The following is an 18,793-nucleotide window of genomic DNA, read 5'->3' on the forward strand; positions in this document are numbered from 1 at the left end:
CCCGTGACACCCCCCGCCACCCCCAGAGACGGCACCTACGGCTTACGAGGTCGAGGTCTGTACGGGACTGGGGGTCTGCGCGATCTCTCCATCTCGACCTGAAAGGATCCCCGTGCCTGTCTCCCGTACCCGCAGGAAGAAGCCTCGTCGCGCCGAGAATTTCGACGCCCTGAATGCTGCTCTTCGCGCTGCTCGGACTCGTGACCCTCGGTTCCGTCGCCTCGCTGCGAATGTCCCCGACAAGCACGTGCCGTTGATGGTGGAGCGGATGTTCGACGAGCGGATCTACGGCACGGCGCAGTGGTTCGCCGGCGCGCTCACTCTGGCGTGGCGGAAGGTGGAAGTTCCCACGCTACGGGTGCGACCCGACAAGTGGATTTCCATGTTCCGCGCCCTGGGGTTCGTCACCTACGGCGACGTGAACGGGGTGGTGGACGAGTCGAAACGCCCGACCGAACCGCTGACCTTGTATCGGGGTGCGCCTCCGGAGTATCGGGCGGGGTTGTCGTGGACGGATACCCCGGAGCGGGCGCGTTGGTATGTGCAGGAGTGGCAGACCGGCAAACGCAACACCGGTGGCACGGTGTGGAAGTGCACCATCCCTCCGGAGAGGTTCCTCGGGTACTTCGATCGGGATCCGGTGGAGGAAATCGAGTGGGTCGCCGACGTGCGTGGACTGCCGATCGTCGAGCATGTGCCGACGGCCCGCGAGATCGTGCGTCCTCGAGTGGCAACGCCCTCAGGGCGGGTGGTGATCGATCCTCGGTCGGGCCGCGAGTGGTTCGTGAAGACCCCGCCGACGATCGCGCACGCCCGCAACGAGTACGCCGCGAACCAGCTTTACGCCCTCGCCGGTGTGCCGGTACCCGAGGCGCAGTTGTCCCCGGATGGGACGCGATACATGTCCGCGATGCTCGACACACAACCGTGGACAGAATCAACCACCGAGGTTCGCCGGCACTTTGTGGTGGATGCGTGGTTGGCGAATTGGGATGCCCCGGAGCCGGGGAACATCCTCATCGGGGCAGACGGTACGGCGTACAGAGTCGACGTCGGGGGTGCGTTGGACTTCCGGGCCCGCGGGGAACGCCGCAATCTCGCCGCCGAGGTGTGGGAGCTCGAGACGATGCGCGATCCGGGTATTTCCCCTGCCGGCGCGAAGCTCTACGCGGGTCTGACCGCCGAGGAGGAGGCAGACGGGATTCGCCGGATCATGGCTCTTGATGAGTCGGAGATCCGGGCAACGATCGCCGTAGCGGGTGCACCTGATCGGCTGGCGGACGTTCTGCTTGCTCGCCGGGAGTTCCTGGCCGCCCGGTACAGGGTAGTTGTGTGATCGCGCACCTACCTACCTGCGGGTTCATCCTGTTCTTTGGCCCCTCACGGCTGGTGTGCTCGCTCGCACATCCTCTAGGGATGGCAATTTAGCTGCGTGGAGCCTAGGGTGGGTGATACAAAATCGTGTATGTTCCCCAGTCATGGCAGACGGATCGGGAGGTCGCAAAGGTGTTAAGTTCATCGGCGACTCGCTGGAGGTTCTTCGGTCCTTCCCAGACGAGGCACGTAACGAGTGTGGTCATCAAATTGATCGAGTTCAGCAAGGGCTGAATCCCGATAACTTCTTGGCAAGAAGTGACATCGGCTCCGGATGCTACGAGATTCGCGTGCAGGAGAGCGACAGCTGGTTCCGTGTTTTCTACGTTGCGAAATGGGCTGATCACGTCTACGTACTGCACGCTATCCAAAAGAAGTCGAACAAGACCACCAAGAATGACAATGTCGTCGCCTCCAGGCGGTACAAGGAAGCCAAGCAGATTGTCGAGGCAAAGTGACATGAAGGACGAAAACACGCAGGAGTTCTCGAGCGTGTGGGATGCCCTGGCCGATACCCCGGCCGAGTCGGAGAACCTGAAGCTCCGCTCCTCGCTCATGATCGAGATCGTTAAGCGGATCGAAGAGATCGGTTGGTCGCAGCGAGTTGCAGCCGCAAATCTAGGCGTAACCCAGCCGCGAATCTCGGACATCTGCCGAGGCAAGATCGATAACTTCACCGTGGAGTCCCTGCTGAAAATCGCCCGGCCGCTCGGAATCGGCGTCCACATCGATACCACGCTCGAGAGTGACTTTCAGCCGGAATCATCCAGCGCGCAGAGCAAGAACTTCCAGCACGCTTAGCAGACTCTCCGTGATCGTGGCCACTCCAGCAGGGCTGGTTAACGATCCCTCTCTGCATTGCCAGGACCGGCCTGACGTTGCGTTAGGCCGGTCCTGTGTTAGGCGGGGAGAAGAGCTGAAGACAAGGCGGAGGTGGGCACATTTTGGGCACACCTGCTGTCGATTCGGTGTGATTCGGCACGATCCCAAACATGATGAATTCGCAGGTAGGAACGTTTTTGATGCTATGACCTCACGGTTCGGGAGAGTTCAAATCCCTCCGCTTCCGCCACGGAAGAGGTTCCGGCACCCGCCAGGGAGTCGGAACCTCTTCTCGTTTTCTACCGCCGGGTGGCGACCATCTTCTCCTCCAGGATCCAGGTGCGCCCCTCGTCGACGGAGTACTCGCCGAGCCAGACGAAGTGATCGGCGCCCACCTCCGTGAACCGCCACCGGAGGAACGGGTCGCCGTCGGTGCTGATCAGGTGCATCTCATCGCCGGACGGCCGTCCGACGAATGTGCGGACGCGCCCGTGGATCGGCTCGATCCAGGTGGAACGCCAGGCGCCGATCCCGTCGTCGAAGAACCGGATCGTGGTGCCGTGGAACGAATAACGCTCGTCCTCGGTCGACTGCTGATCACCGGCCGGGACGATCCACACGTCCTGGATCGCTCGCCCGCCGAGCACGGTGCCGAAGTGCACTTCTCCCCACAGTGACGCGGGTGCCTCCTCGTCCCCCGGGGCGACTCCACTGCAGATCCCAGCTTCCGTCGAACCGTGAGAAGGCCTCGAGCTTCGGATCGGCGACGCCGGTCAGAAGAGTGGCATCGAGAGCATTCATGCGGCCAGTGTGCCCGCGCCGTGCGGGCATGTCCCCGGATCCCGGGAGTCGATCGCGATGCGTCAGCTCGGTCCGGCGGCCACCGCTCGGTCCACGGCCGCGGCAGCACCGTCGTGCCAGGGTTCGCCGTGGCCGACGAGGACATGTTTCGCGCCGGTACCGGCGATGGCCGCCAGGGAGGCGAGGGCGGTAGCGCTGTCGGCGGTTGCCGCACCCGAGACGATCTGCGGACCGTGCCTGCCCGTGTACGGATCGAGGGTGACGATGGCGTCGCCGACGATCACGGTGTCGCGATCGGGGAGATGCAGCGCGCAGTGCCCGTAGGTGTGGCCGGGTGTGTGCAGGGGGACGGGCCGGCCCGGCAGGTCGAGGGGTTCGGAGTCGTGGAAGAGCGTCACGTCGTCGACCCCACGCACCCACAACGCGCCGGCCACGGTCATCCGGGCGAGCACGGGGATGCAGGCGGGATACCGGACGGGATAGAGCAGCCGGTTGCGTTCGTGCTGGTAGCGATAGGGATGGGCGGCGAGGAACTTCTCGTCGCGATGCGCCCACACCGGCACCCGCCACCGCTCACGCAGCCGCTTCGCCGACCCGACGTGATCGAAGTGAGCGTGCGTGAGGACGACTCCCTGCACGTCGTCGATCCGGCGACCGATGTGCGAGATCGCCTCCTCGATGCGACCGGCCGTCGCGGGCAGTCCCGTGTCGACGATGGTCACACCGGCGTCGTCCTCGATCAGGTAGACGTTGACGTCGGCGTGCGCGAGGCGATGCACGCCCGGCGCGACATCCGTGTGGAGCATGGCGGCCCTTCGCTCGGGGGAACGTGCGGGTTCAGCTGTGTCCGTCGATCTCGTCGGCGATGAAGGCGGCCCACGACCGCACCTCGTCCTCACCCGCCGACGGACCGAACGAGCGGTAGTCGAGCGCGGCGAGTTCGGACACCAGATCCGGTGTGTCCTCGGCGCTTTCGTCGCCCACCGCGAACAACCACACGAGTTGCTGGCTCAGCCCGGAGGCCCGCGACGACAACAGTTCGGCGGTATCGGGCGAGTACTCACCGGCGTCGACCTCGCCTCCGAAGACGACGCCCTCGAACTCCTCCGACCGCTCGAGGTCGGAGATGTCACCGACGGTGACGTCGATGTCCCGCTCTCCCAGAGCGTCGGCGACGAGCCGGGCGATCTTCTGGGTCGGACCTTCGGGACTGTCCGTGACGACGAGAACGGTCATTGTGTCTCCAGCATGTTCGGCGACTCGGGTTCACTGGTGCGTTCCCGGTCCCCGAGGGGCGGAAACATGTGCCCGGCCGTTGCGGGAGGTCGATCCGGCCTACGGGGTGCTGTCGGGGAAGACCTCGAACGTCTTCGTACCGACTGCGGTGGAAAGTCCTTCGGGTCCGACGACTTCGGTCGTGACCGTGTAGACACCGGGGGTCCCCAGCACGAGTTCGTTGGCGCGCATCCGCCCCGAACAGGCGGCGCTCCGGTCGTTGTGGACGTACCCGCCCGGGCCGGTCACCGTCGAGACCACCTGGCAGGTCTCCTTCCAAAGTTCACCGTCCGCGGTCTGCGCCCGCCACCGGAAGATCACGCTCGCCTTCCCCCACGAGGTCGCCTCGTACATGTCGGGTCCGATGAGGTGACCGAGTCCGGAACGCTCGGTCAGGACGGTCACCGACGTGACGACGGGAACGGCCGGCGCTGCGGACGTGGTGGTCGGTGCGGTGGTGGTCGGTGCGGTGGTGGTCGGCGGGACCGCGACCGGCGAGGTGGTCGAGGACGCGGTCGTACTCGGCGTGGTCGTCGCGGGCACCGATGTGGTCCGCGGGGTGGTGGCCGGAACCGTCTCGGTGACCGTCACGTACGAGGTGACCGTCGACGGCGGTGTGTCGGCCGCAGGGCTCGCACCACCGCAGGCGGTCAGTGCGGTGACGCCCGCGGCGCAGCCGAGCGCGAGCAAACCTGTCCGGAGCAGTCCACGACGCATGACGACCATGCTCGATCACACGACCGTCCTGCACAGTCGTCCGATCGATCGACGTCTCAGCCGGAGACGCCGAGTGCCCGAACCCCCGGCGCCCCGGAGCGGCGGACGAAGTCGGAGTCGGCGAGGCGTTCGTCCGCGCCGAGATCCAGCGACAGGTCGACGGTCGCGGCGAGTCGGTACGGCTTGCTCTCGATCACGTCCCCGATCGCGCGGCGCAGCCGCGACACCTCGGCGCGGACCGACACGGCGTGGTCGTCGTCCCCGTAGAGGGCCCGGCTGAGCGCCGCGACCGTCATGCCGTCCGGGCCGCGCTCGTGCAGCAACAGCAGGATCTCGGCCTGACGTGCGGTGACGATGCTCCGCCACGAGTCGTCGTCCCCGAACACCTCCACCGTCGGCGACGACGACACGTGCAGCACCATCCGCATGCGGGAGGACGAGGCCGCACCGCGGATCAACCAACCGTGCGAAAGGCGTTCGGGCACACACAGTCCCATGCCGGGAACGGTCAGCGGGCGGGCGTGCCGCGGCACCGCGACCCGCTCGGCGGCGATACCGGAGGCGTGCGCGACCCAGCCGTCCTCGTCGACGAGCAGCACCGGTCCCCGCGTCGACGACAGCAACGGAGCGGCCTCGGTGCGCAGCCGTTCGAGCCGCACCTCGTGCCGCCGCCACAGTTGCGCTTCGGCGAGCCGGACGGCGGTGTCGACGAGGGCGATGATGGCCGGGTGCAGGGTCAGCGCGGGGCCGCTGACGTCGACGATGCCCAGCAGGTCGCCGCGGATCGGATCGTGGATCGGCGCGGCGGTGCAGTACCAGGGGTGCTGGGTCGTCTCGAAGTGCTCACCCGAGAACAACTGGACGGGCGCGGCCTCCGCGAGCGCCGTGCCGATGGCGTTGGTGCCGACCGTCGACTCGGTCCACACCGTGCCCTCCTGGAAACCGAGGGCGTCGGCGCGGGAACGGATCGCTGCCGAGCCGCTGCGCCAGAGGATCACGCCGTCGGCGTCGGTCACCACCAGCAGCAGATGCGAGGCGTCGGCGACGGGCGTGATGACCTGCTCGAGATCGCCGATCACCGCGGAGAGGGCGGATGCGCGGCGTCGTCGCTCGACCTCCGCAGCGGGGAGCCGGCTGCGCTCGTTGGTGCCGGTGGGATCGAGGCCTGCGTCGAGCACGCGCTGCCACGAGCGGGACACGAGGGGGCGGGGTCGCATGGGTGACCGGGCGCCGCCGATCACCGCGTCGTGCATCCGCGTCAACTCCCGCGCGTAGCGCGACAGGTCGGTGCCGGGCGCGATCGCGCTGAACGTGGTCACGGTCTCCTCTTCGTCGTCGTCCTCGGAGCATAGGTGGCAAATGTGTGCTGCGCCACAAATCGGCTGCCGTGCAACGTGACGCAACGCTTGTGGGGGAACGGCTACGAGGAGTGTCCTGGATCACATCACCACGGGAAAGGACTCACCATGACCGACACCCTCGACAAGCCCACGACCTCCGGCACCGCGACGCCCGACGAACGCGTCGACGCCTGGTTGCAGGCTTTCGAAACCGCCCTCGCGCAGCGCGACGTCGACGCCGCTGCGGGCCTGTTCGGCACCGATTCCTTCTGGCGCGACCTGGTCGCCTTCACCTGGAACCTCAAGACCGTCGAGGGACGCGAGGGCGTCTCGGACATGCTGCACGCGCGACTCGCCGACACCGACCCGAGCGGCTTCCGCACCACCGAACCTGCGAGCGACGACGACGGCGTGCTCAGCGCCTGGATCGCGTTCGAGACCGCGGTCGGTCGCGGCGTCGGCCATCTGCGTCTGAAGCGCGACGAGGAGAGCGGCGAGGACCGTGCCTTCACGTTGCTGACCACGATGCAGGAGCTGAAGGGCCACGAGGAGAACAAGGGCACGCGTCGCCCCCGCGGCACGAAGCACGGTGCGGACAAGCACCGCGTCACGTGGTCGGAGCAGCGCGAGATCGAGGAACGCGAACTCGGCTACACCCGTCAGCCCTACGTCGTGATCATCGGTGGTGGTCAGGGCGGCATCGCGCTCGGTGCGCGCATGCGTCAGCTCGGTGTGCCCGCGATCGTGCTCGACAAGTACGACCGTCCCGGCGACCAGTGGCGCGGCCGCTACAAGTCGCTGTGCCTGCACGACCCCGTCTGGTACGACCACCTGCCGTACATGCCGTTCCCCGACAACTGGCCGGTCTTCGCGCCCAAGGACAAGATCGCGGACTGGCTCGAGATGTACACGAAGGTGATGGAGGTTCCGTACTGGTCGAAGTCGGAGTGCACCTCGGCGAGCTACGACGAGGCGACGGGCGAATGGACCGTCAACGTCGTGCGCGACGGCGAACCGGTGGTCCTCCGCCCCAAGCAACTCGTCATCGCGACCGGCATGTCGGGTAAGCCGAACATCCCCGACTTCCCCGGGATGGACCTGTTCCGCGGCGAACAGCACCACTCCAGTGCCCACCCGGGCCCGGACGCCTACGCCGGCAAGAAGGCCGTCGTGATCGGTGCCAACAACAGTGCGCACGACATCTGCGGTGCCCTGTGGGAGGTCGGCGCCGACGTCACCATGGTGCAGCGCTCGTCGACGCACATCGTCCGGTCCGATTCGCTGATGGAGCTCGGTCTCGGCGACCTGTACTCCGAGCGGGCCCTCGCCGCCGGCGTCACGACCCAGAAGGCCGACCTGACCTTCGCGTCGCTGCCGTACCGGATCATGCACGAGTTCCAGATCCCGATCTACGAGAAGATCCGCGAGCGCGACGCCGAGTTCTACGACCGGCTCGAGAAGGCGGGCTTCCAGCACGACTGGGGCGACGACGGCTCGGGTCTGTTCATGAAGTACCTGCGTCGTGCATCCGGCTACTACATCGACGTCGGCGCCTCCGAACTCGTCGCGAACGGCGACATCAAGCTCGCCCACGGCAACGTCCGCGAACTCACCGAGACGTCGGTGATCCTCGAGGACGGCACCGAACTCGAAGCCGATCTCGTCGTCTACGCGACCGGCTACGGCTCGATGAACGGCTGGGTCGCCGACCTGATCTCGCAGGAGGTCGCGGACAAGGTGGGCAAGTGCTGGGGTCTGGGCTCCGACACCACCAAGGACCCCGGTCCCTGGGAGGGTGAGCAGCGCAACATGTGGAAGCCCACGCAGCAGGACGGCCTGTGGTTCCACGGCGGCAACCTGCACCAGTCGCGGCATTACTCGCTCTACCTGGCGCTGCAGCTCAAGGCGCGCTACGAGGGCATCCCGACCCCGGTCTACGGACTGCAGGAGGTGCACCACCTCCGCTGATCGACTCGGCTCCCACGCGTCGCTCCCGCCACCAGGTGGGGCGACGCGGCCGTGGATCCTCCGATACGTCACGAATCGACGGGTGAGTATTAGGGTCGCGTGCAGGTCCGCTTGACCGGGTACAGGTAGTGACTGTGAGATCACTGCAGGTCGTCGGGGGACGGGGAGTTCGATGGTGAAGAGACTTGCGGCGGCTGTGGCAGTGGCCCTGATGGCGCCGGTCTGCGGCACGGCGATCGCCCATGCCCGGCCGGTCCATGCCCAACCGCCCCACATGCAACCGGTGTCGGCCAGGATCGACCACGTCGAGCGCGTCGGCGACAGGCAGACGAAGCTGTTCGTCCACTCCGCCTCGATGAACCGGGTCGTGCCGGTGCAGGTGCTGCACCCGGCCTCGGCGGGGCCGCGCCCCACTCTCTATCTGCTCGACGGCGTCAGCGCCGGCGAGGAGTCCGAGTTCCGCGAGAGCACGTGGACGCAACGCACCGACATCGAGGAGTTCTTCGCCGACAAGAACACCAATGTCGTCCTTCCCGTGGGTGGCACCGCGAGCTACTACACCGACTGGAACAACCCCGACCCCGTCCTCGGCATCAACAAGTGGGAGACCTTCCTGACGGAGGAACTGCCCCCGCTGATCGACGCCGAGTTCGACGGCAACGGCACCAACGCCGTCGCGGGCCTGTCGATGGGTGCCACCGGCGCGATGTCCCTGATCACCCGCAATCCCGACCTCTACCAGGGGGTCGCGGCGCTCAGCGGCTGCTACGACACCTCCAGCGACCGCTCCCGCGACACCGTCCGCGGGACCGTCGCGTACAAGGGTGGCAACCCCGACAACATGTGGGGGCCGCCCGAGGACGCGCGGTGGGAGGAACACGACTCCTACCTGCTCGCCGAGAAACTGCGCGGCAAGGAGGTCTTCCTCAGCACCGGCAACGGCCTGCTCGGCCCGCACGATCTCGGTGCCGGCCAGGACGTGCTCACCGTCGGTGCGCCACTCGAGATCGGCACCTTCGTGTGCACCGTCACCTACGACCGTCGCCTCCGCGAACTCGGCATCCCCGCGCAGGTCGTCTACCGCCCGTGGGGCACGCACTCGTGGGGTTACTGGCAGGACGACATCAAGGCCGCCTGGCCGACCCTCGCCGACGCACTCGGACTCCGCTGACCGCGCATCGACGGCACCGTCTCAGTGCAGGCGGATGCGGTCGACGGCCGGCGGCTCCACGCGTGAGCGGGTCGCGAGATAGCTGTTGAGGGCATCGAGATCCTTGCCCGCGCCGACCAGCCCGTGCGCTTCCGTGCACACGGTGAAACCGTCGCCGCCGCCGGCCAGGAAGTTGTTCATCACGACCTTGTACACGCGTTCGGGGTCGACGGCCTCGCCGTCGATCGTGATCGAACGGATCCGTTCGCCGCGCGGCGCCAGGCGGTCGAGTGTGTAGTTCAGATTGTGCGACGGCGCCAGGATGCGTTCGATCTCCGAGCCGACCGGGCCGTCCTGGAACTGCTGCTCGAGCAGCACGTCGAGCTGGGCTCCGGTGAGGTCGAGTACCTGCAGCATGTTCCCGAAGGGCTGCACGGCGTAGGTCTCGCGATACGAGACGGTGCCGTCGCCGGCGAGGAGGTCGCCGCGCAGTCCGCCGGGATTCATCAGGGCGATCTGAGCCCCGAGATGCCGCGTCGCTGCGAGTTGCGCGTCGGCCACCAGATTGCCCAACGCCGACTCTCCGCTCGGGCTCTCGCTGCGCGTGACATCGGCACCGATGCGGGCGATGGACCGGTTCGCGACCTCCGCCGACTTCTCGACCGCCCGGTCGACGAACTCGAGGGTGGTCGGATCCGGATCGATGTCGTGCGTGACGACCTGCGTGAAGACGACGGTCCGGTCGCGCAGCACTTCCCGGCTCTGCCGGTCGATGACCAGATCGGCGACGGAGAGGATGCGCCCGTGCGAGGCGCCCTGCACGACGGTGCGCGGCCTGCCCGCCGGGTCGGTGTAGGTGCAGTTGAAGTGCCGGTCGCCGTCGGAGGTGATGATGAGGTCCACATCGGGGGAGACGGACGTCGCGATCGCCGCGGCCCCGCCGTCCCCGCTCGGGCACGGATCGTCGCCGTCGATGGCTCCGATGTCGCCCTTGTAGAGCACCACGATCGAACGGACGCCGAGCGCGCCGAGGATGTCGGCGGTGCGGTTGACGGCGGCGATCTCGTCCTCGAACCGCAATCCGGCAATCGCGTCGGGCCGGATGATGTCGGGGGTGTTGCTCGGCACGACGCCGATGACCCCGACGGGCAGTCCGTCGACGTAGTCGATGCTGTAGGGGAGAGCGGCCGGTGTGCCGTCCGTTGTGGTGAGGTTGGCGCCGAGGATCGGGAAGTTCGCGCCCTCGAACGGCTCGGTGTAGAGGCACCCTTCCTTCGGGTGGCACCCGCCGTCCCGGAGCCGCTCGAATTCGGCGTAGCCGCGGTCGAGTTCGTGGTTGCCGAGGGTCGCGGCGGTGAGGTCGAGTTCGTCGAGCAGGGCGATGGTCGGCTCGTCGTGGAACAGGCCCGACTCGAGCGGCGACGACCCCCACGTGTCGCCCACCGCGTAGAGCACGGAGTTGTCGGCCTGTTCCCGGAGCTGCCGGACGTAGGCGGCGAGATAGGCCGCACCGCCCGCCGGGACCGAGACGCCGTCCGACCGGACGACCTCGCCGTGCAGTCCCTGCGGGGGCAGCAGATTTCCGTGCAGGTCGCCGAATGCGATCACCCGGAGCGGGACGGTGTTCGAGGGGACCGTGCTGGTCGGTGCAGCGCCGGCGGGTGCCGCACCACCGAAGGCGACCAGTGAGCCGACGACTGCGCAGGCCGACAGGGCGCGCCGCACCTTGCCTGCCCCCATGCAGTTCCTCCGACCCCGGCCCGATCCGACCGCCCGAGTCTGTCAGGGCCGGATCACGCCACCGATACCCAGCCATAACGGTTGGGTCTCGTCACAGGATCAGCCGATGCCGGCGAGTGCCCGTCCCTGCCCGGTCGCGAAGTCGAGGAACAGATCGTTCTCGTGCGGGTCGCCGATCGTCACCCGCGTGCCCTCACCGGTGAAGTTGCGCAGGACCACGCCTGCCTCCGCTGCGGCCTCGGAGAACGCGGCGGAGCGTTCACCCAGCGGCAGCCAGAGGAAGTTCGCGGCGCTCGCGGGCACCTCGTAGCCGGCCTCGACGAGTGCCGCGTGGACCCGTTCCCGCTCGGCGACGACACCCTCGGTGCGCGCGAGCAACTCGTTCGCGGCGGCGAGCGAGGCCACGGCAGCCGTCTGGGCGAGCGAGTTGACGGAGAACGGGGTGTGGACCTTGCTCAGCGCCGTCACGACGGACGGGTCGGCGACGGCGTACCCGACGCGGATCCCGGCGAGACCGTAGGCCTTGGAGAAGGTGCGGAGCACGACGACGTTGCTGCGGCCCTCCGCGAGCTCGAGACCGTCGGGCAGATCCTCACCGGGCTCGGGGCGGACGTACTCGAAGTACGCCTCGTCCAGGGCGACGACGATGTGCTCGGGGACGGCGTCGAGGAACTGTGCGAGCTCCTCCTTGCCCAGCAGCGACCCGGTGGGGTTGTTGGGATTGCACACGAAGATCAGCCGCGTGCGCTCGGTGATCACGGCGAGCATGGCCTTCAGGTCGTGACCGTGATCCGCGGTGTTCGGGACGCGCACGGCGGTCGCGCCGGCGACGGCCGCGATGATCGGGTACGCCTCGAACGACCGCCACGCGAAGATCACCTCGTCGCCCGCGTCGCACGTGATCTGCACGAGCTCCTGGCACAGGCTCACCGATCCGCAGCCCACGGCGATCCGCTCGGTCGGGACGCCGAGTCGCTCCGACAGTGCCGCGAGGAGTTCGGTCGCGCCGTTGTCGGGGTAGCGGTTGAGGCCGGCGGCAGCGTCGGCGATCGCTTCCCGGACGCTGGGGAGCGGGCCGATGGTCGTCTCGTTGCTGGCGAGCTTCACCGCACCGGGGAACGAGCGGCCCGGAACGTAGGCGGGGATCGATTCGAGGTCGGGGCGGGTCCGTGGAGTCACGAGCCGATTATGCGCCTCGTCGTGGGACCGCCTGTCGGCAGGATGGGGGAGACCGTCCATATACACGCCTCTGAACAGGCGTTTTGCGTTTCCCCTCGGGGCATGTGTAATGTTTCGATCCGGCGGTTCGAGAGCATCGAATCCCCGAGGAGGCGTGCCAGAGCGGCCGAATGGGACTCACTGCTAATGAGTTGTCCCCCTTACCGGGGACCGGAGGTTCAAATCCTCTCGCCTCCGCCAGTTGGTGTAGCGTCACCAACGACAATTGAATACACATGCGCCCGTAGCTCAACGGATAGAGCATCTGACTACGGATCAGAAGGTTAGGGGTTCGAATCCCTTCGGGCGCACACACGAAAACCCTCATCGGTACTTCCGGTGAGGGTTTTTCTCGTTCTCGACCTTCTTGCTGCAGAGCCGCTCAGGTGAGCTGTGTGATGATCCTCTCGGCGAAGTCCTCGATCGGCGCGCGGTACTGCTCGGCGGTGCCGAGGAGGTGATCGTGGTCGCCCGAGTGGGTGGCCTCCCAGTTCGCCCACGGCGACACCATGACGCCGGTGATGCCGATCTTCTCCGCCCGCCGGTACAGCTCCACGGACGGCTCGTCGCGCAGGCCGACGATGAAGTCGAAGGGCTCGTTCTCGCGTCCGTACTCGCGGCGGTAGCCGTTGATGCGATCGATCCACTGCTCGGCGACGTCGATCGTGTAGGCGGTGCCGACCCAGCCGTCGCAGTAGCGCGCGGCACGTCGGAGCGCCGGTCCGGATTCGCCACCGCACAGGATCGGTACCGGGCTCGGCGGGTGGGGTTCGATGGTCATCTCGGGGATGTCGTAGTACTCGCCCCGGAACGAGACCCATCCGCCCTTCCACAGTTCGCGGAGCGCCCGGATCATCTCGTTCAGCCGGGGTCCGCGATTGTCGAAGTCCTGGCCGAGCAGTTCGAACTCCTCGCGCATCCACCCCGCGGACAGCCCGATGGAGACGCGACCACCGGCGATCGTGGCGGCGGTGCCCACCTGCTTGGCGACCTCGAGGATCGGCCGGGACGGCGCGATGTAGACGTTGTTGCCGAAGTGCAGGTTCTTCGTCACGGCGGCCATCGCTCCGATGAGCACCCAGGCGTCGGGCCACTCGGTCTCCGGTGACCAGAACGGCTTGCCGCTCTCGTGCCCGGGATAGACGGTCTTCATCTCCTTCGGGTAGATCAGGTGGTCCGAGACGAGCAGGCCGTGGAATCCGGCGTCGTCGAGCATGCGGGCGACGGCCGGCATCTCCGCGGTCTTCATGAAGGCGGTCCCGCTCCAGAACTTCACTCGAATGCCCTCCGAATTTCGATGTCCGCCGATATCGACGTAAAAGAGTGACGTTTACATTCTCAAGAACAAGGTTCTATCAGAGTGTGTGGTCGCAGTCACCAGCCGAAACGCCCTTGTCTTCGATTCCTGCGCAACGAGTGAACGTTCCGTCTCCGTTTCGGATGGACCTTCGGCTCGGGAGCGGGCGCTCGATCGTCCGCGTCCTCGACCCGGGATCGTGCCGGTGCCGCGGGTGAAATCCGTCTATTGACGAGCCCGCTGGAGCAGAAGTAGATTTCGTATCACTCTCGAAAAGTTAACGACGATTCGCACGACGGCCCGGCAACGGCGGTCGCACTCTGCGGGGAGAAGACATGGAACTAGCGTGGTCAGAGGCCGACGCCGCCTTCAGAGACGAGGTGCGATCGTTTCTCGAGGAGAAGCTGACGCCCGAACTGCGGCGGGCCGGCCGACTCGCGACGAGCGTGTACTCCGACCACGAAGCGAGCATGGAGTGGCAGCGCATCCTCCATGAGCGTGGTTGGGCGGCGCCGGCCTGGCCGGTCGAGTACGGCGGCTGCGACTGGACGCAGACGCAGCACTACATCTTCAGCCGCGAGTCGATCCTCGCGGGCGCCCCGAACCTGTCGCCGATGGGCATCCGCATGGTCGCGCACGCGATCGTCGCCTACGGCACCGAAGAACAGAAGAGCTACTTCCTGCCCCGGATCCTCACCGGCGAGGTCTTCTTCTGTCAGGGCTACTCCGAGCCCGAGGCCGGTTCCGACCTCGCCTCGCTCAGCATGGCGGCGGTCGACGACGGCGACGACCTGATCGTCACCGGCAGCAAGATCTGGACCACGCACGCCACCGAGGCGAACTGGATGTTCGCCCTCGTGCGCACCTCGAAGACCGGTCGCAAGCAGCAGGGCATCACCTTCCTGCTCATCGACATGACCTCGCCCGGCATCGAGATCCGGCCCCTGGTCATGACGTCCGGTGAGGAAGTGCAGAACCAGGTCTTCTTCGACGGTGTGCGTGTCCCGAAGAAGAACGTGCTGGGGAAGATCGACGACGGCTGGACCGTCGCGAAGTACCTGCTCGTCTTCGAACGAGGGGGAGCGGCGGCAGCGCCGGCCCTGCAGGTCATGGCCGAGCGGATCGCCGAGGCGGCCGCCGAACAGCCCGGCCCGTCGGGCGGCAGGCTCATCGACGATCCGGCGTTCTCCGCCAAGCTCGCCGAGGCGCGTATCCGCACCGAAGTACTCGAGATCCTCGAATACCGCACTCTCGCAGCGTTGTCCGCGGGCAAGAACCCCGGTCCTGCATCGTCGATGCTCAAGATCCTGGGCACCGAACTCAGCCAGACGATCACCCAGCTGACCCTCGAAACGGCCGGTCCGCGCGGCCGGGTCTACCAGCCGCACATCACCGCGCCCGGTGGTCCGGTGGCCGATTACGTGCCGCCCGCCGACGGCTACGTCAGCGGTGAGGATTGGCAGGCCGCCGCGCCGCTGCGTTACTTCAACGACCGTGCCGGGTCGATCTACGCCGGCAGCAACGAGATCCAGCGAAACATTCTCGCCAAAGCAGCATTGGGGCTCTGATGGACTTCGGTTTGAGCAAGGAGCAGGAGCTCCTTCGTGATTCGGTCACCAAGTTCCTCGCCGGTCGCTACGACCTGGCGCAAAGCCGGAAGGTCGCGACCACCGGCGAAGGTTGGCAACCGGAGGTGTGGCGGGCATTCGCCGAGGAACTCGGAATCCTCGGGGCCACGCTTCCGGAAGAGGTAGGGGGGATGGGCGGCGGACCGGTCGAGTTGATGGTGGTGTCCGAGGCACTCGGGCACGCACTCGTCATCGAGCCGTACGTCGACACGGTCGTCCTCGGGGGCGGGCTGCTCGGTCGCGCAGGGGTCGATCGAGCCAGGTCCGTCCTCGAGGCGATCGCTGCCGGTGAGGCCGTCACGGCGTTCGCCGCGACCGAACCCACCTCCGGATACGTCTTCCACGACGTGTCCACCACCGCGCGTCGCGAGGGCGACGAGTGGGTCGTCGACGGGGAGAAGACCGTCGTCACCAGCGCTCCGCTCGCGACGCACCTGCTCGTCACCGCCCGCACGTCGGGCGAGCGCACCGACACCGACGGCATCTCGCTGTTCCTCGTCGACTTCGACCCCGCGAACCCGCCGGCCGGTGTGGAGATCCATTCCTACCGCACGATCGACGATCGACGTGCCTCCGACATCGTCTTCTCGGGTCTGCGACTGCCCGCCGACTCGCTGCTCGGCGAGGAGGGTGGCGCATGGCCGTCCGTCTCGCGCGGCATCGACGAGGCGACCGCCGCCGTGTCCTCCGAAGCGGTGGGGCTCATGCGCAAGGTGCTCGCCGACACCGTCGAGTACGCCAAGCAGCGTCAGCAGTTCGGTCAGCCCATCGGCAGCTTCCAAGCGCTCCAGCACCGCATGGTCGACATGTACATGGAGGTCGAGCAGGCGGTGTCCGCCGCCTACCTGGCCGTTCTCCATCTCGACAGCGACGATGCCACGCGGGCACGCGCGGTCTCGGCCGCGAAGGCGACGATCAGCCGTGCGGCACGCTTCGTCGGCCAGAACGCCGTCCAGCTCCACGGCGGCATGGGCATGACGGAGGAGCTCGCCGTCGGGCACTACTTCAAGCGACTGACCGCGATCGAATACGAGTTCGGCACCGCCGAACAGCACGTCGCGCGGTACGCACAGCTCACGAAGGGCTGATCGGATCGGTCACGGGGCCGGTGCGGGGGATCACCCCTGCGCCGGCCCTGCATCCGTTTCCGGAGGAGCCGACAGGGCATCCTCCACGCGCGTCGCGGCGACGACGGGGTCCTCGTGCTCCCACACCCGCACCACCGTCCAGCCCGCAGCCTGCAGGCGCGCATCGGTGTCCCGGTCGCGCTGCACGTTGGCGGCGAGCTTGGCCGCCCACCACTCGGCGTTGTTCTTCGGGGAGGTCGCGTGCTGCGGGCAGCTGTGCCAGAAACAGCCGTCCACGTAGACCGCGACCCGCCGCCGGGGGAAGACGAGGTCGGCCCGGCGCCGCATACCCGGAAGGGGAGCGCGGTCGACGAAGAACCGCCGCCCCCGGCGATGCAGTTCCTTGCGCAACGCCACTTCGGGAACGGTGTCGCGTCGGCGTTGCCGGCTCATCCGCGCACTCGTACGCGGATCCGTACCGGGCCGATCCGACGACGCCATCACGGTGTCTTTCAGGCCGCCACTCGCGGGAAGCCACCCATGCGTTCGAGGTGGTTCTCGACGTCCTCGAGGAATCCGGGCAGGAAACGCAGGTTGCCGGAGCGTGCGCGTCGGAGGAATCCTGCCGTCGCCCGCGCCGACAGCAGACGGGCGTCGAGGAGGAAACCGCCGAGGTCCTCGTAGGGAGCCTGGACGGGCCACTGCGACTCGTGCACACGGAACGCCTGCCCGCGGGCACCCCACGCGGCGGTCGGCCAGGTGTCGCCCGGAAGCAGCGGGGTCTCGTGGTCGGGGCTGTACGCAATGGGGTTGTTCAGGCGGTGGCCCACCCACGACGCCATCCGCACGCTGACGGCATTGCCGACCAGACGCCACCGGTGTCCGGCACGGACGCCGGGCGCCTCGACGGCAGGGGCGGTCCAGTCGGCGTCGAATCCCTGGAGTCTCTCGGCGTCGGTCAGGCCGGGGGTGACGATCTCGCCGGACGGCAGTCGCACGGCCGGCGGGCTGGCGATACCGAGGGTCGAACCGCCCTTGAGTGTGGGCACGGCGTTGACGGCCCATCCGAGACCGCGCACACCCTCGGTCCAGTAGAAGCCGCACGGGAACAGATCGGGATTGCCCTCCATGGGCATGCCGGCGTCCTCGCCGAACAACACCGTGCGGGGATCGTCCGTACGAGAGGCAACCATCAGGACGCGGTGCCGACGCTGGGGGAGACCGAACGCGCGGGCATCGACGACGCGGTAGGCCCACATGTAGCCGAGTTCCTCGAGCGCGTCGGTGATGTGGCGCATCGCCGCACCGCGGCCGAGCTGCAGCATGAAGGGGACGTTCTCGACGACGAGCCAGCGCGGCCCGTTCTTACGCTTCACGAGACGGAACACTTCGTCGACGAGCCCGGACTTCGATCCCGTGATGCCGGCCGTGCGTCCGGCCTGGGAGAGGTCCTGGCACGGGAAGCCTGCGGCGACCAGTTCCGTATCGCGGGGGAGAGAGCGGAGACGCGTGACATCCGGATGGAGCGGAACGTCGGGGAAGCGCGTACGTAGTACTGCCTGAGCACCCGGCTCGATCTCGCAGAGGAGTTCGGTGTTCCACCCGTGTCGCCCGAGTCCGAGCTCCAGTCCGCCGATACCGGCGAACAACCCCACCATGTTCCCCGTCGACGTCACGGCACCCTTCCTCGCTCAGCTCAACGGTGAACGTTACTCGAGAAGTAGGACGATCCGTGAGCGGACGCGACGAGCACCACGATGGAGGGGTGGTCCTACCCCTCCCGTGAGGGCCTTCGAGCGACCGAAACAGCCGTTGACCTGGCGATTTGGTTTTCTGGGAGATGTTCGCGTAACTTATTCCAGGTCAGAGCGACACGGACACCGACCCGGGCCGAGAGGAACGGGACAACGAGGTTGGACGAAGGCGCCTGCGAATTTGATGGCCACGAACCTTCTGGTAAGGTTTCGAGCCGCCCCTGGTTCCGAAAACCACACGGACTTGCGTTCGTGAGGATGAGGAAGTAGGCTGGAACAGTTGCCTCAGAGCGGGTCGGATGTCAGTCCGAAGCGTGATGATGTGCGCGTGTTCTTTGAGAACTCAACAGTGTGCCGATGAATGTCAGTGCCAAATTTTTTTGGTACTCCGCTCCATCAGTTTGGATGGGGTGGGTATTTGCTGATCGTCTCATTCTTCCGTCTGGGATGGTCAGTGTTAGAGCTAGTTTGAGTTTTTATGCTAGTGATTTGACTCTTTTGTCTTTGACTGATTGCCCCTTCGGGGTGATTGTGAGTCTTCAACGGAGAGTTTGATCCTGGCTCAGGACGAACGCTGGCGGCGTGCTTAACACATGCAAGTCGAACGATGAAGCCCAGCTTGCTGGGTGGATTAGTGGCGAA

General features: G+C 66.9%; 17 protein-coding genes, 2 tRNA genes and 1 rRNA gene. 10 read left to right on the plus strand and 10 right to left on the minus strand.

Going from position 1 to position 18,793, the window contains the following annotated elements:
* Positions 1-112: 112 nt before the first annotated feature.
* From B9C99_RS24250 to B9C99_RS24260, 3 genes are all read left to right on the plus strand, one after another.
* Positions 113-1,336, plus strand: coding sequence for a hypothetical protein (locus tag B9C99_RS24250; RefSeq protein ID WP_143543602.1), 1,224 nt, complete (start codon positions 113-115; stop codon positions 1,334-1,336).
* 142 nt (positions 1,337-1,478) lie between these two features.
* Positions 1,479-1,832, plus strand: coding sequence for a type II toxin-antitoxin system RelE/ParE family toxin (locus B9C99_RS24255; RefSeq protein WP_088899632.1), 354 nt, complete (start codon positions 1,479-1,481; stop codon positions 1,830-1,832).
* A 1-nt stretch (position 1,833) separates the two neighbouring features.
* A complete protein-coding gene (locus tag B9C99_RS24260) occupies positions 1,834-2,175 on the plus strand; it encodes an XRE family transcriptional regulator (RefSeq protein WP_088899633.1) in 342 nt (113 codons plus the stop codon).
* A gap of 320 nt (positions 2,176-2,495) precedes the next feature.
* Here B9C99_RS24260 and B9C99_RS24265 read toward each other — a convergent pair whose 3' ends face one another.
* The 5 genes from B9C99_RS24265 to B9C99_RS24290 all read right to left on the minus strand — a co-directional run bounded on the left by B9C99_RS24265 (position 2,496) and on the right by B9C99_RS24290 (position 6,308).
* A complete protein-coding gene (locus B9C99_RS24265; RefSeq protein WP_253250191.1) occupies positions 2,496-2,858 on the minus strand; it encodes a hypothetical protein in 363 nt (120 codons plus the stop codon).
* 201 nt (positions 2,859-3,059) lie between these two features.
* Complete coding sequence (locus tag B9C99_RS24270) at positions 3,060-3,803, minus strand: MBL fold metallo-hydrolase (protein WP_088899634.1); 744 nt, start codon at positions 3,801-3,803, stop codon at positions 3,060-3,062.
* A gap of 31 nt (positions 3,804-3,834) precedes the next feature.
* Positions 3,835-4,233 carry a flavodoxin domain-containing protein gene (locus B9C99_RS24275; protein ID WP_016692671.1) on the minus strand — a complete coding sequence of 133 codons (399 nt, stop codon included), beginning with the start codon at positions 4,231-4,233 and terminating at the stop codon, positions 3,835-3,837.
* A gap of 99 nt (positions 4,234-4,332) precedes the next feature.
* Positions 4,333-4,989, minus strand: a complete 657-nt coding sequence (locus tag B9C99_RS25995) for a hypothetical protein (protein WP_172415078.1) — start codon at positions 4,987-4,989, stop codon at positions 4,333-4,335.
* 56 nt (positions 4,990-5,045) lie between these two features.
* Positions 5,046-6,308, minus strand: coding sequence for a GAF domain-containing protein (locus B9C99_RS24290; RefSeq protein ID WP_016692672.1), 1,263 nt, complete (start codon positions 6,306-6,308; stop codon positions 5,046-5,048).
* 147 nt (positions 6,309-6,455) lie between these two features.
* Here B9C99_RS24290 and B9C99_RS24295 point away from each other — a divergent pair, with 147 nt between their 5' ends.
* Positions 6,456-8,297 carry an NAD(P)/FAD-dependent oxidoreductase gene (locus B9C99_RS24295; RefSeq protein WP_088899636.1) on the plus strand — a complete coding sequence of 614 codons (1,842 nt, stop codon included), beginning with the start codon at positions 6,456-6,458 and terminating at the stop codon, positions 8,295-8,297.
* 172 nt (positions 8,298-8,469) lie between these two features.
* Positions 8,470-9,468, plus strand: a complete 999-nt coding sequence (locus tag B9C99_RS24300; protein WP_026061225.1) for an alpha/beta hydrolase family protein — start codon at positions 8,470-8,472, stop codon at positions 9,466-9,468.
* A gap of 21 nt (positions 9,469-9,489) precedes the next feature.
* On the opposite strand, the gene B9C99_RS24305 is transcribed toward B9C99_RS24300, so the two are convergent.
* Positions 9,490-11,187, minus strand: coding sequence for a bifunctional UDP-sugar hydrolase/5'-nucleotidase (locus B9C99_RS24305; protein ID WP_088899637.1), 1,698 nt, complete (start codon positions 11,185-11,187; stop codon positions 9,490-9,492).
* Positions 11,188-11,286: 99 nt separating this feature from the next.
* The gene (hisC, locus tag B9C99_RS24310; RefSeq protein WP_088899638.1) at positions 11,287-12,366 is read right to left on the minus strand and encodes a histidinol-phosphate transaminase; all 1,080 of its coding nucleotides are present in this window, start codon (positions 12,364-12,366) and stop codon (positions 11,287-11,289) included.
* Between the two features lie 148 nt (positions 12,367-12,514).
* Here hisC and B9C99_RS24315 point away from each other — a divergent pair.
* Positions 12,515-12,606: transfer RNA gene (locus B9C99_RS24315), tRNA-Ser, on the plus strand.
* A 37-nt stretch (positions 12,607-12,643) separates the two neighbouring features.
* A tRNA-Arg gene (locus B9C99_RS24320) sits at positions 12,644-12,716 on the plus strand.
* 71 nt (positions 12,717-12,787) lie between these two features.
* On the opposite strand, the gene B9C99_RS24325 is transcribed toward B9C99_RS24320, so the two are convergent.
* Complete coding sequence (locus tag B9C99_RS24325; RefSeq protein ID WP_016692677.1) at positions 12,788-13,681, minus strand: TIGR03619 family F420-dependent LLM class oxidoreductase; 894 nt, start codon at positions 13,679-13,681, stop codon at positions 12,788-12,790.
* 356 nt (positions 13,682-14,037) lie between these two features.
* On the opposite strand from B9C99_RS24325, the gene B9C99_RS24330 reads away from it, so the two are divergent.
* On the plus strand, positions 14,038-15,270 hold the full coding sequence (locus B9C99_RS24330; protein WP_016692678.1) for an acyl-CoA dehydrogenase family protein: 1,233 nt from the start codon (positions 14,038-14,040) through the stop codon (positions 15,268-15,270).
* Positions 15,270-16,418: an acyl-CoA dehydrogenase family protein gene (locus tag B9C99_RS24335; protein ID WP_016692679.1), complete on the plus strand. Its 1,149-nt coding sequence runs from the start codon at positions 15,270-15,272 to the stop codon at positions 16,416-16,418. The genes B9C99_RS24330 and B9C99_RS24335 overlap by 1 nt, the downstream gene beginning before the upstream one ends.
* A gap of 30 nt (positions 16,419-16,448) precedes the next feature.
* On the opposite strand, the gene B9C99_RS24340 is transcribed toward B9C99_RS24335, so the two are convergent.
* Positions 16,449-16,898, minus strand: a complete 450-nt coding sequence (locus B9C99_RS24340; RefSeq protein WP_037190410.1) for a very short patch repair endonuclease — start codon at positions 16,896-16,898, stop codon at positions 16,449-16,451.
* A gap of 11 nt (positions 16,899-16,909) precedes the next feature.
* Positions 16,910-18,055, minus strand: a complete 1,146-nt coding sequence (locus B9C99_RS24345) for a DNA cytosine methyltransferase (RefSeq protein WP_016692681.1) — start codon at positions 18,053-18,055, stop codon at positions 16,910-16,912.
* A gap of 635 nt (positions 18,056-18,690) precedes the next feature.
* On the opposite strand from B9C99_RS24345, the gene B9C99_RS24350 reads away from it, so the two are divergent.
* A 16S ribosomal RNA gene (locus B9C99_RS24350) occupies positions 18,691-18,793 on the plus strand; the annotation flags it as partial.

The organism is Rhodococcus sp. BUPNP1, from assembly GCF_002215235.1.
In the GTDB taxonomy this organism is placed as follows: Bacteria; Actinomycetota; Actinomycetes; order Mycobacteriales; family Mycobacteriaceae; genus Rhodococcus.